The organism is Citrobacter arsenatis (genome assembly GCF_004353845.1).
Lineage (GTDB): Bacteria > Pseudomonadota > Gammaproteobacteria > Enterobacterales > Enterobacteriaceae > Citrobacter > Citrobacter arsenatis.
The window spans coordinates 1,418,811-1,431,169 of record NZ_CP037864.1 but is presented as its reverse complement, the minus strand read 5'-3'; the positions used below and the strand labels follow the sequence as shown (position 1 = coordinate 1,431,169).

Genomic DNA, 12,359 nt, shown 5'->3' with positions numbered 1-12,359 from the left:
GATTCGAACCTACGACCTACGGCTTAGAAGTTCCTAGAACTACCTTCTAAGTCAATAACATACCCCGCCAACACTGCGCTCACACGTCCCATCTTCGAAAAACATGCAAAGCCTTGCAAACCGATGCAAAGCTTTGTGTGTCCCACTTTTGTCTCACCAGGTAGCTTCATTATCATGGCAATAAAAAACCCCGCCGGAGCGAGGTTTAATTAAGGCATCACTGAAATCGTGATCCCTATGCCACATCGGCACCAACAATAAGGTGACGGAGTGCTTTCACACCTTCAGCGTTGTAACGGAACGCTTCAACCTGCTTGCTTGAGTGTGCTGATTTATCCATTACAAAAATGCCAAACTCGTCCGTTTTCAGTTTGTTTGCATTGGCGACACGCCCAACTTTCTGCGCAGACACACCGAGCATTTCTCCGACTTCGCTTGCGCTATGGTAATGCTCTTCAATTATTGGCAGCGGAAGCAACTCAATCCCTGCTGCATCATTGACAGCACGAGCCATCGCAGTTTGCTTTGCAACATCGCTAAGTTTTGGCATGAAGGATAATGCCAGACTGATCGCTTCCACTTCCATCTTGATTGCCCGGGCCCGGCGATATTCTGGAAGGTGTGACGCTGATTTCTGCGGTAATGCTTCACCAGACTCTAGTTGACGCCAGCGCGTTGCTACTTTGTGGCGCAGCGGAATGCTATAACCCATCATCAGGGTCATTGTCAGGTCCTGATCAAGCCAATACTCCTGATAAGTGCGTCCCTTGCTGTCTTTGTAATCTCCCGAAAAGTCGGGAGATTGAAGATTGAGAGAATCGAACATCTTACGGCAGTCAGCCATAACGTGATCGTGACGCTTCCCGGTCAAAGCTGCAATCTCACGGCTTGACATTTTAGTGACAACAGACTTCCGATTTGCTACAGTTAATTTAGTCATATACGCTCCTATACGTAGTTAGACTTCAGTAGACCGCCAGCAGCACACTGGCGGTTTTTCTTTTTGCATCACTGCAAAATGTTCCTTCCATAAGAAAATACGTTTTTCCAGTTACTATCACCCCACGGCTGTTCTTCGATGTGCCGGGTTTCACGATGAAGAATTTCTCGCGCCTTGTTAATTCCACGAGCGTAATTTGTGCCAATAGAAGTAAAGCGTGGAAGCAATCTGTGTTCGGCAACCGCGAGCAAAGGGTGGATTTCTTTGCAAGCCTCATACATGACCGCACTCGATCTCCACAAATAAGCCAGGGTGCAAAGTTCTTCGTCAGTGAATTGTTTCGCGATTGGAGAATGCTCAACCTCGCGATCGAGGATATCGAGAACCCACTTCCGGAAGTCTTTAGCTACTTTCGTAGTGGCGAACATTGCGATCAGGTGACAACCACGAAGAGAGAAAACCCTGACAGGGATATCAACAACACCTGTCTTTCTAACGACACTCATTTTGAGGGTCGTTGACATATTCTCTGTAAATTCATCATGATAACGGCTAAAGATTTGCGTAACCGCATCTGACTTCTTATAACCGAGCGCCGACGCTAGCTCTGATGAAGTGAGCCAAATTTCACCATTGTGAGACACCGGGTGGAAAGATGTCTGCTGGAAAGTTAACTCGTAATTCTGTACACTATTCATGTCGATATTTCCTTCGCGGTTATTTTCGATAGAGGCCCGGTTAGTGTTCGCGCACTGCTGGGCTTCGTTCATTCCGGACACTTAACACCATTCCTTTCTGCGTACTCTCGTACCGCCCTTACTACTTCCTTACTAAATGAACGGTCAGATTTTTCTGCTAACTCTTCCATGGCTTTTTCTAGCCATTCAGGCATTCGCAAAGTTTTTACTTTCATAAACTACTCCATATGTATGTGGTACGCATACATAGTATTTAGGTACGCATTGATAGTCAATACATATGTACGTACTATTTTGCGATTATGCTTAATGATTGCAGGTAAGGTTATGTCAGAGCGTCGTTACAAACACCCTCAGGTAAACCTGAGACTCCCTGAAGAGCTGAAAGAGAAAATTTCTTCTATGGCAGAAAGAAATAAACGGTCGGCAAACGCTGAAATGGTTGCCGCCATAGAAGATTGGGTAAGGCGTGATGAAGTGCACAATTTTAGAAGTGAAACCTCTCTTGTTTTCCTTAAGCCAGAAAACGTGTCAGAGGAAGAGGATCTTCCCGTGTCCTTAACTCAAGGCGGGTTAAATAAAATAATCAACAAAACCGCAGAAGAAGCCGCTCAGATGGCGCTTTACATATTAACCTCAAAGTATGAAATTCAACCAAAACCAGAGTTGAAGGATGAAAATGGCAAGCGAATATCAAAACCATACATGAAAAAGCCCACCTGAGTGGGCTTCTCTGCCATGCCTGGTCGATCATCCAGATGTATGATGATAGAATGCTGCCTTCTTAAAACTCATTGACAACTCGAATAATATTTTTGGTTATTTTATATGCTTAAGAGGATTTCGAATTTTGTTGTTAGACTTGCAGCTCTGGTGAGCTTTTGCGGGTTAGTTACAGGTTTTCAATCAAATGACATGGACTTGAAATGGATGGAGGTAGTCATGATATTGATATGGCTGCAAATGGATTTTAAATTGATATATTCGTTTTTCAGAAAAAAATAACCACTTGCAGCATTAATTATTAATCATTTGGCGTTTTAGGCCAGATAGGATTCTCTGTGTCTACTCTCATTAACTGTATCCTGTACTCCCTCCACTTATCTAATAATACTGATTCCTCTTCCGTTGCAATACCAGAGTTGACTGCATCTTGTAGCCATTCGATCTCCGAATCGGCTAGTGCTCGCAGTCTCAATTTTTCAGATTCATCGGAGGGTTGTGATTCGGCATCGGGCTGTGATGGATTTTTAACAACATATCCATCTGAATAAATCCAGCCTCCAAAAATATCTACTTCATCTGATATCTCTTCAACCTCAGCAACACTGTGTTGATGTGGATAGAGAGTTGATACATCAGTAGTAATTGATCTCACAACATTATCACTATCGTACATTATTTTAACTGTATTGGTACCGAATAGTCTTTGAGAACTATACCACTCACGCCCATGCTCATCGCGAAGGATGATAGCGCCATGCTTAGCTAAGAATTCTTCGTCTTCTGTTTCAGGGGAGGAAATAACAAAATTCTTCATATCCATCATGATAAACCTACCGTTACCCAAGTTGTGTTAATAAGCATTTGAAGCGGACGAACGTTTACAGTCTGTGCCCCCGCAGTGAATGTAATACCTCTGATTAATAATCCGGTATCGATAGCAATAAAGTTTGTAGAGGATGTCCCCACTGTCGATACCGATCCTTCCCTAAGCCTAATAACACCTTTTGCTGAGTCAGCCACTGTGACGGAGATGTTTGCGTCTGCTGAACCATTGAACGGAGCGGAACCAGTGGCATCTCCTGATATAGAAATGTTTCTGGCTGTTGTTAGCGTTGGAACCGATGCAGGAGGATTCCTTGTTGTATACACCTCAGCCCAGTCACTTTCTGTAGCGCCTGAGCGATTTTTTATAAAAATTCTCGGGTTATCAGTTCCGTTCATACTAAGTGCTATTCTTGATGAATAGAAACTTGTGCCCGATAAATTTAAATGGACATAATTTTGAAAAGGATCTGGGTTACCCGCGTCACCAATTGGCAGCGTATAAATATTTGTGATATTGGTATTGACTGTGCTCGCACCAACACCACCGAATCCGAACGCGCCTACCAGCATGAGTGATCCTACAGTGCTATCTGTAACATTAGTCTGCGCGTTCTTTTTGGCTGCTGTACCAGTTCCAAGATAATTAAGCATTCCATCGGCGCTATCTCTGGCTAAAAGACTTCTGGCAGCCGGGGTGAAATCAGTCTGTCCAGCTGTAGATGTACCGGTGAAATATGGTAATTTATCCGCTCCTCCCGCAAGGGCAGAAATTGAAGTTATTTTCGCCAAACTCAACCAATTAGTGGTTGAGCTGTTTGGGTTATTTGTATTTGCATCAGCGGTGCTGATATATATTGTCGTTCCATCATTGCCAAGCAGCATCGCGCCTTTTGGGTAACCTGAGATGGCTGTTGAAAACGAAGGATCGTATGAGTTTAATGCCCCCGAGCTTGCCCATCTGGATAATGCTGAAAGTTCATAAAGAATTTGGTTCATATCCTGACCTTTGGGCGGTAGGCCGCCGGCAGATTTCAGGATCATAGTTATAGGTGGAAACCCTTGCTCATATGAAGCAGTGTTGTCTCCTGCCGGAGTTGTTGCAAGTAATGGCTCTCTTTGACCATTTATACCAAATGGCTTAGCCTGTTTGGCGGGGGCGTCTGTACGATTCATATCTAATCTCTGTAGAATGTGCCATCATTGAACGGATAGGCATCTGATGAAAATCCAAAATAAGGACTAACTACCTGTCGTATATTTACTAGAACCCCACTTGGTACAGGCGTTACTTCGTAGTTAGTCAGAATTGATTCTTCGTATGGTGCTAACTCAAATTCAAAAGTAATCCCTATAGTCATATCTCGATAATTTACGCAATATGCCCTTCCTCTCTTATAAAATAGAATTTTAAGGAATTTATTTATATCTGGGATTGTTGCTACACTTATGTTGGTAAAAGCCTTGCAAAATATTAATGTTCTGTATGCGTCATCTCCAAGCCTGACATTGGTTGTTTCCTGAACTCCACCATAGAACGGAGAGTCATTAAATGGTGTGGGGTAATCAGGGCTTGCATCATCAGCTTCGCTGAAACCAAATGAATCGCTATCTATTGGCGCGACAATATATCTGCTTATCCCAACTTTTTTACCCCACATATCAAGGCCAAATGTTTCACACGTTGTCAAATCCCATACCCTTCTGATGAATTCATCTGTGAAATCATCAAGGTTTACAGCCTGATTAAATGTGTCAATTATGGATAATAGTTTTTTACTTGCTGAGTATTGGGTAAGTATTGTGTCTTCCCACATGACTCACCCCTTATGTTAATGTTACGGTAATGTCAGATTCCTGAATTGTTGGTACCTGATCTATCCCCATTGTTATGGCTGGACCATAGGTTGAACCATTAGTGGAAACCTCAAGAGATAAAATCCCAACCGTGTCAGGAGATATCGAAATGACTGGAGCGTAATATTTACCTGCGTTTATTGTTGATCCAATTCGTGCTTTCCCTATACCCTCATAACCACCATTGAATACCTTGGCAATCATGGCTTTCACTTGTGATGTGATGTCACTTGGTGGGTTAAGAGAATTATCTAACTCAACTTTAAAATATACCCGAGTGGGCGTTGCTTTTTGCCACTGCATCACGTAAGAGGGGTATGGAGGCAGATAGTTAATATTATCGTAAACAGTATAAGAGGTATCTCCGTTCAGGTTTGCGCCAGGGTTGTACGTCTGGAAAATAGACTCAGCCACATCTTCATCGGTGCCACCATACACACAGATGTAAATAGAGTGCGCCAGAACGGGAAAGCTTGTCGTCCCCTGATTTACTGTGGCTGCAGTTCTGTTTGACCATACATAGGCATCCAGCACGCCATTAGTTGCAAGCAAAGCGGAAAGCGTGGACGCGTCCTGATTTCGGCTGTTTCTTGCTACTGATTGTTTGCGTCGAGTTTCAAACGCAATGCGAGATTCAACGTCTACGCCTACAACGCCAGGGCTAACGTTTGTGATCGCATCCCATCCAGGTACTGCCCGGTAAATCTGATTTAATGCACCGGCTGCGCAGGGGATTGGCCCGGTTGTGTTATTAACAAACTGAACATCAATGCTTCCTGACGCTGGTATCGTTGCGGTGTCGATAGACCGGTAAATATATCCGTTGGTATCAACGGCGGTACTACCCGCTGGGATTGTGGTTTCAACCTTACCAATGCACGTCGCAGTAACAACTGTACCCTGCGCAGAAATCCGTTCCATGAAGTAAATCTGCCCGATACCGTCCTGAAACCTGCCAGTTGCGTAGTCAGGGTTAACCTGGTTAAACAGGCATAGCAGCTTGTCATATTCCTGAGCGATAATCTCAGTATCAGACTGCGCGATCTGACCCTGCGGAGAACTTAGCGACTGACTGGCCCCGCCACCGAGCGCTGTTGCCATGTCTGTTAGTCGACCAGCAAGCACATCAGATACGTCCGGTACCAAAAGGCCATTCTCAGTGATGGTGACATCAGGAACGGCTGTATTTAATGTCGTCATAAGGTAGCCTGTGCAATATTTCCGTTTATATCGGTGACTCGGATCGTGCCGCGAGTTGTGCGTGTGTTTTTGTCGAAGAATACGGATGCCAGAGCCTGATCAACGATTGGCAACTTGAGCGCCTCTGTTTGCATCTTTTGCGCTATGAACCCAGGTGACGGACGCTTCCCAAGCACCTCTGTTTTCCACGGAATCCCTAGCGTGTTGTCGTAGTAGCATTCACCAGAGAACACCAGGCATGCGCTGGCAACATCCTGAGCGACGGAATACGACTCATCGGCGATCGCCATATTACCGTTGCCATCCAGCGTCAAATCCCACGTAGACGTGTCTAATTGCATGGTTCTGTATGTCATTTAAGGCTCCAAAGGCGCGGTGTTACTTCCACCAGGCGATACTCCACCGTGGGTATGTGCATCAACAATGCTTCCGTCTACAAGCTGCAAGCGACCATCTGAAAGTATTTTCAGTCCGTTGATGTTTACAGTGCCGGGGGATTTGATGTTGATGCCTGAGCTGGTGAATTCCACGTATTCGGCCGGCTGAGAGTTGAGAAATCCGCCAAGATATAACGCATCAGATTTGCTGTGCTTCCTGCCGCTTCCTGGTACAGATTCTTTTCTGTTTGCCCGAACCAGTGTTGTGTCTCTGTCGCATATGGCGATCATCCCAATATCACCAACTACCGGATTCATGATGATTGCGCTGCTTCCTCGCTGCAGACGAAATACCGGTATGTTGAATATGGTCGAGTTCTGAATCATCGCCCCGCTCTGATCCGTTCGGGTTACCAGTGGAATTGCATCAACAACAAGGTTAGGGGCGGCCCCTCTAACAGCCTGTACTTTCACTAGCTCAATAAAAAAGGCCCCTGACAGGAGCCTTTCAAATGTGAATTTCAGCGATTCGGGTTCATTTACTTGCGCACTGGTTGGCGTGAATAAGTTTTCAGCCATTGCCGCCCTCTCCCTGTACTCTGTAAGCGATGCATATTGAATGCCATGGTCCATCATTCACCCATGATGACAACTCATGGTTAACGCTGGTCAGCTTATAAACTCCGCTGGCATGAGGCAGGGATGTCTCTATCTGCACATTTCTTCCGGTAGTTAGCAGCGTTGAGAATTGAGTCTGAAACATCAGGCCGCCGTTTGAAAATATCGGATATCCAATGAGACCGTATTCCGGAGATATGAGCGGCATAACATCATCTCTGGTGCTATCCTGCGGCCAGAAAGAAATAGATGGCGGTGCGACAGACATGGCCACATTAACATCGTTACACAGTGATTCTAACTGAGTGAAAATGCTTCCCTCATAATGAGGGTTGGTAACAACCAGTCCATCAAGTCCGGTGATATACGCCTTATACCCTGCCGCGTTACAGATTGCGTTAATGATGTCAGGAACCGGCGTTGCGCCATTAAACGAGAATGGTGATGCGGGTTTGTTCTGCAGGTCTGCATTTGCCGTAGCTGTAATCATCAATGCGGCATTTGGTATTGCATTCATGTTAGCGATGGATGATGTCATGTAACCAGCGAAGATGGCTGTTTCACTGACGAATACTTTCATGCTGATCAGCTCAGTATCGCTACCAAATAGCCCCATTGCCTTCGACGATAGCGCCGCCAGCATCTCAATACCCAATCCGAAAATGCTTACGTTAATCTGCGTACCGAACAGATTTCCCGCAGACTGAAATGAAACTGTCGCCCGGGCTTCGCTGATGGAAATGGTGTTATTGCCAGACTCATCGAAAGAAGATGTTTCATTCACAAACTCAAAGCGGAGAGATCGTTTACTGTACAAGCTCACTCTCCTCTATGTAGTAAAGAATGTATCTGCTTCCCAGCCCTTCCCAGTACGGATCTTTTTGTCCTACATTATCCAGGAAGACCAGATCGCCTACGAAGCCAAGATAGGAATATCTGACCATCCGGTTACCGTATAAACACGGAACGCCCTGCATGATTGGGTTGCCGTTCACCGTTAAATCCATATACATGAAGCTTTCACGCTGGATTAAACGGATAGTGCATTGCTGACCGGCTAAGTTTACAGATACGGATTGCGACTTCTGAGGAACAAGGGAAACAGTTCTCATGTGATGTTCTCGTTTATTTCCTTAGCCAGCTCTGAAGCTTTCTGTGTTGCGCTGTTTGTTACGGCAAGAACTGGCTTTGAAACGGTGTCCAATGCGCTCTGAAAGCCGGTTGTAATGGCATTTGTTGCCTTTCCGGCAATATCACCTACAGAAGATTTTAGCGATGACCATGACTTCCCAAGCTCATCGACTGTCGATGGTGTAGAACCAGCGTCTTTCGTAGCGGATCCGGTTCCCGTTACACCCTGGCTGATTGCATCGTTGGTTGGCTTGCTGTTCGACTGCGAACCAGAAAGAACCACTTCCATCTGTTGCATAACTTCCTGAAACACCAGATAAACCGTAAGCATGGATACGCCGCGCTGAGAGTTTACGTTGTAATCATGATCGACAAGGTCGTAACTCTGTAGAGTTTCTTTCGGCGTTTCTATGTCGTATGTATTAGCTGTTTCCAGCATTGTTTTGATGGTTTCGAGAGTGCTACTTTGGCTGGTAAATGTCAGATCGAATATGTTGGGTATGCTTCCAGTAAGCCCAGTCAGGCCGGTAATGATTATCTCGCATCTGACAAGAGAAGGTTCTTTTACCTTATTGATTGACTGGTATTTCCCATTCTCCACAGGGGCGTTAGTTATCTGCGCACGCCCGCCTGGTTGAATAGATGCCATGCCGCTGAACTCTAGCGCCACTGCGTTGGTCTTGCTATTGCGGATAACGTACTGAGGGTGGAGAACGCTGTCGATTATGGAAAGCGGAGAGCCGCCGCCTATCGCGTTGAATATGTCTGCTGTGTTTAGACTGAGAATGCTCATCGGTTCTCCGGGCAATAAAAACCCGCCGGAGCGGGTTAATCTAATTGGGAATTTTCGTAGGCCAAAAATGGATGATGTGAACAATGGCTGCAGAAATTACAACCCATAGCACTATTAACATCAGTGCATACCAAGCATCAAATACCATCATTATGTCGATTGGTTTAGCGAATAACATCAATGTGAAAACATAGATAAATAAATACAGCAATGACCGTCGCATATCATGCTTCTCCGTATTTTTCATGTGCAAATTATACGGCAATTTTCACTAAAAAAGATGAATTTTGCTGTTATTTTACCGAACTTGAAAAAGCAGAGTTTGTTGATGCACGACTTGCTTGTTGATTGATACTCTTTGTCAGTGCATCAACTGTTGTCGGGTTGCTGTTCACGTTCACTGTGTTGATGTGCGTGCTGTTTTGTATCTGAGGTTGACCACCACTTGATGCCAGTTGATATGGCCTGTTATCTGCCATTCTTCCCTGTGTCGCGTAATAGTTGCGGGCATTGCCCATGTTTCCATAGACCTTGCCGGTGTATTCGCGTGTTTCTTTTGGCAGTTGCGAAATATCACTACCATTGGCGATCCACTTATCAACGTTACCCATTCCCCAGTTATAGGCTCTGAGAGCGTTGTCGACGTTACCATCATAGCGCTTCAGCAACTGCCGCATGTACACGGCGGCGGCGGCCCGAGACTTCTCTGGATCAAGTCTCTCATCAACCGTTGAGTCAACTCGCAACCCCATATCTCTGGCAGTTGCTGGCATGAACTGATAAGCGCCAGCAGCCCCGGAACTGGTGTTATACGCAAGGGGGTTCCCGCTTGATTCTGTCATCATCACGCCGTGGAGCAGGTCGTCCATTTCTCCCGGTGACTGCTGTATCCTTCTTGCTGACTGTGCGTGTTGTGCTGGCTCGTCAATGCCGAAAAATGACTTTAAAGAATCCCATGTGATGAATGGTGTTTTATCACCATGCACCTTGTCATACATATAGTCGCCAACATTTTTACCTTCGCTTTTAGCGTCTGCATTCGCTTTATCTACAGCATTAGCGGCTGTTGTAGCAGCGATAGCTGCCAAAACCAATGGGTTGGATCGCAACCCGGCAGCCAGCAACAGAAGAAGCGCATTCGCCCCGCCAACTGATTCCGTCAGTTTCTTAACCGATTCTCCAGCATCTCGGAAGAACCCAATGATGTCGCCATGGTGGTCCTTGATCCAGTCTCCAAACTGTTTCAGTGCGCTCATAACTTCAGGCGCAAAGGCAATGGCTATATCCTGTCGGATGCGGTCAAACTGCGCGTCTAGTTGCCCAAGGGTAACCAGCAAGTTTTCCTGCTCTTTAACCTGAGCGGCGGTGATGTTCGACTTCTTCGTTTCCGAGTCGACCAGAGACTTTAGCTCACCTGATTTAATCTTGGCTGCGTCTGTCGGGTCGAATCCGGCAGCCGCCATCACCTGCATCAGGTTTTCCTGAGAGTGGGATTTTCCGTAACGGGTGAATTCCCCTAGCGCCTTATTAGGGTCGCCAAGGTTATTGATGTTCAGGCCGGTACGCGCGCCAAGCACCATCAGGTTTTGCGCAGCGCCGGTAAGTCCACCAAAGATTGTCGGGTCTTTGATATTAGCCAGCGCCATGCGGGCATTACCGGAAGCCCCGATAAACGCATCGCCGTTCAATCCGGCTTGCTGGAAGCCTCTCCGCATGCCAAACATCTTATTCACGTCAGTGCCGAAGAACTTCGCCTGATTGCTTGCACGAACGATTTCGTTGGATGTTGAGGTGAATAGTTGCTTGATGCCGTAAAGCCCGGCACCGATACCGAGGAATCCGGCAGCAGCAGCGTATGCCCCGCGGAATGACGTTGCTGCAGACGAGCCGAACTTCTTAACATCAAACGTGGTATCAGAAATTACTCGTCCAGTTTTCCTGGTAGAGCGTTGAATTTCGTCGCCGGTCTTGACGATTACCTTGCCAGTCTGCTTTGAGTTTTCATCAATATCTTTGAAGCTTTTATCTACGGTGTCCTGAAGCTCCTTAACACCCTCTTCAACCTTTTTCTTGCCGTTCAGGAACTCGTCAGCCTTGATTGTGACCTTATAGGCCAACTCGTTGATGATCATCGTTGCTCCTGATACTTATGCCACACGCGCTGATTGAAGTTTTCCACTGAGATAATCTCGAGCAGGTTGTACATATCCGCTACGGAAAGCCTCTCCTGCAAATCGAGGTAAGAGGCTTTTCCTGAGCAGATAATAGCGTTGATGGTTGATGAGATATTGACGGGTGCGACTAACTTAGCCGGTAGAGCATCTTCCTCAAGGAAGGGATACTTTACTCTCCGGCGATCGTTAAAAAATCGAAGTTAACATGAAATACCTTGTCCAGAAGGGTTCGAATGGTCGACACCTCTTCGAAGTCCAGAGAACCGTTAACTTTGCGCTGCTGGCGTTGTCCTTCATTGGTGATGATGATATCCACCGTCGACATCAGGCGGTCGCGCAACTGTCGGGCAACTTCCGGAGATGATGCAGAGATGACGCTCAGGCCAACCGTTGCCAGCCCGGCGCACCCCATTGCGATCACATCGGCCGGAATACTGCTGTAATTCGAATCACCCATGGCGCGAAAGATATCCTGCGCCAAAGAGTCGGCATCCCACGCCGACATCTCAGTGATGAGGAATTCTTTACCCTTATCGCGTCCTTCAGTTTCAACGATGAATGGGATCTCTTTACGTGCCATCAGATTGCGCTCCGTGTGACGGTCTCAAAGTGGAATACTGCCGGCCGTGGCTGAAGAACACGGCGACCCGGAGGCGTAGGTGTCCATGTAAATAGGATTCCGTTGACGAAATTCCATTTTGCACCCAATGCCGGAACAGTAAGAACTGCATTACATTGAAACTTAGAGATCGCCGTCCTCTCAGCTGCCAGCCAGTCATCAACGAGGCTTCCCGCATTAGATGTCGGCATCAGGTTAATGGTGAATTCAGTTGGGTTAAATACGAAGCCTGCGTGGTATTTACCATCTGCAGACATCTGCTCTTCTGCGTTTTGAAGCGCCCCTGTTTCAAACATATTGTCGGCTGCGTAATCGTCTACATCAAAACCGCCTGGGTAGTATGAAGGTACGACGATGCGCAGCTTGGAATTAGCACTTGTAATGTCAATTGGCATTTTGTCGTC

Annotated in this window: 16 protein-coding genes; 1 reads left to right on the top strand and 15 read right to left on the bottom strand. The window is 46.3% G+C overall.

Features of this window, described 5'->3' with window-relative positions; genetic code table 11:
* Positions 1-235 precede the first annotated feature (235 nt).
* The 3 genes from E1B03_RS07845 to E1B03_RS07835 all read right to left on the bottom strand — a co-directional run bounded on the left by E1B03_RS07845 (position 236) and on the right by E1B03_RS07835 (position 1,853).
* Positions 236-940: a Rha family transcriptional regulator gene (locus E1B03_RS07845; RefSeq protein ID WP_133086005.1), complete on the bottom strand. Its 705-nt coding sequence runs from the start codon at positions 938-940 to the stop codon at positions 236-238.
* Between the two features lie 68 nt (positions 941-1,008).
* On the bottom strand, positions 1,009-1,719 hold the full coding sequence (locus tag E1B03_RS07840; RefSeq protein WP_425456644.1) for a P22AR C-terminal domain-containing protein: 711 nt from the start codon (positions 1,717-1,719) through the stop codon (positions 1,009-1,011).
* Positions 1,707-1,853: a DNA-binding protein gene (locus E1B03_RS07835; RefSeq protein ID WP_133086004.1), complete on the bottom strand. Its 147-nt coding sequence runs from the start codon at positions 1,851-1,853 to the stop codon at positions 1,707-1,709. The genes E1B03_RS07840 and E1B03_RS07835 overlap by 13 nt, the downstream gene beginning before the upstream one ends.
* Before the next feature lie 112 nt (positions 1,854-1,965).
* Here E1B03_RS07835 and E1B03_RS26700 point away from each other — a divergent pair, with 112 nt between their 5' ends.
* Positions 1,966-2,361 carry an Arc family DNA-binding protein gene (locus E1B03_RS26700; RefSeq protein WP_133086003.1) on the top strand — a complete coding sequence of 132 codons (396 nt, stop codon included), beginning with the start codon at positions 1,966-1,968 and terminating at the stop codon, positions 2,359-2,361.
* A gap of 301 nt (positions 2,362-2,662) precedes the next feature.
* On the opposite strand, the gene E1B03_RS07825 is transcribed toward E1B03_RS26700, so the two are convergent.
* From E1B03_RS07825 to E1B03_RS07770, 12 genes are all read right to left on the bottom strand, one after another.
* Entirely contained in the window at positions 2,663-3,187 is a 525-nt protein-coding gene (locus E1B03_RS07825) for a tail fiber assembly protein (RefSeq protein WP_133086002.1), read from the bottom strand.
* On the bottom strand, positions 3,184-4,362 hold the full coding sequence (locus E1B03_RS26455; protein ID WP_246044147.1) for a hypothetical protein: 1,179 nt from the start codon (positions 4,360-4,362) through the stop codon (positions 3,184-3,186). The genes E1B03_RS07825 and E1B03_RS26455 overlap by 4 nt, the downstream gene beginning before the upstream one ends.
* Positions 4,363-4,364: 2 nt before the next feature.
* Positions 4,365-5,003 (bottom strand): baseplate wedge 1 family protein, encoded by a 639-nt coding sequence (locus tag E1B03_RS07815; protein WP_133086001.1) that lies wholly within the window; start codon positions 5,001-5,003, stop codon positions 4,365-4,367.
* Positions 5,004-5,013: 10 nt separating this feature from the next.
* The gene (locus E1B03_RS07810) at positions 5,014-6,243 is read right to left on the bottom strand and encodes a baseplate J/gp47 family protein (protein ID WP_133086000.1); all 1,230 of its coding nucleotides are present in this window, start codon (positions 6,241-6,243) and stop codon (positions 5,014-5,016) included.
* Entirely contained in the window at positions 6,240-6,599 is a 360-nt protein-coding gene (locus E1B03_RS07805) for a contractile injection system sheath initiator (protein WP_133085999.1), read from the bottom strand. Before E1B03_RS07805 ends, E1B03_RS07810 begins: the two co-directional genes overlap by 4 nt.
* Complete coding sequence (locus E1B03_RS07800; RefSeq protein WP_133085998.1) at positions 6,600-7,199, bottom strand: phage baseplate protein; 600 nt, start codon at positions 7,197-7,199, stop codon at positions 6,600-6,602.
* Entirely contained in the window at positions 7,192-8,022 is an 831-nt protein-coding gene (locus tag E1B03_RS07795; RefSeq protein ID WP_246044146.1) for a hypothetical protein, read from the bottom strand. The genes E1B03_RS07800 and E1B03_RS07795 overlap by 8 nt, the downstream gene beginning before the upstream one ends.
* 22 nt (positions 8,023-8,044) lie before the next feature.
* Positions 8,045-8,350, bottom strand: coding sequence for a phage baseplate plug family protein (locus tag E1B03_RS07790; RefSeq protein ID WP_071685182.1), 306 nt, complete (start codon positions 8,348-8,350; stop codon positions 8,045-8,047).
* Entirely contained in the window at positions 8,347-9,162 is an 816-nt protein-coding gene (locus E1B03_RS07785; protein ID WP_133085996.1) for a hypothetical protein, read from the bottom strand. Before E1B03_RS07785 ends, E1B03_RS07790 begins: the two co-directional genes overlap by 4 nt.
* A 293-nt stretch (positions 9,163-9,455) precedes the next feature.
* On the bottom strand, positions 9,456-11,294 hold the full coding sequence (locus E1B03_RS07780) for a lytic transglycosylase domain-containing protein (RefSeq protein ID WP_133085995.1): 1,839 nt from the start codon (positions 11,292-11,294) through the stop codon (positions 9,456-9,458).
* 211 nt (positions 11,295-11,505) lie between these two features.
* The gene (locus tag E1B03_RS07775; protein WP_133085994.1) at positions 11,506-11,916 is read right to left on the bottom strand and encodes a hypothetical protein; all 411 of its coding nucleotides are present in this window, start codon (positions 11,914-11,916) and stop codon (positions 11,506-11,508) included.
* On the bottom strand, positions 11,916-12,350 hold the full coding sequence (locus E1B03_RS07770; RefSeq protein WP_133085993.1) for a phage tail fiber protein: 435 nt from the start codon (positions 12,348-12,350) through the stop codon (positions 11,916-11,918). The genes E1B03_RS07775 and E1B03_RS07770 overlap by 1 nt, the downstream gene beginning before the upstream one ends.
* Positions 12,351-12,359: the final 9 nt, after the last annotated feature.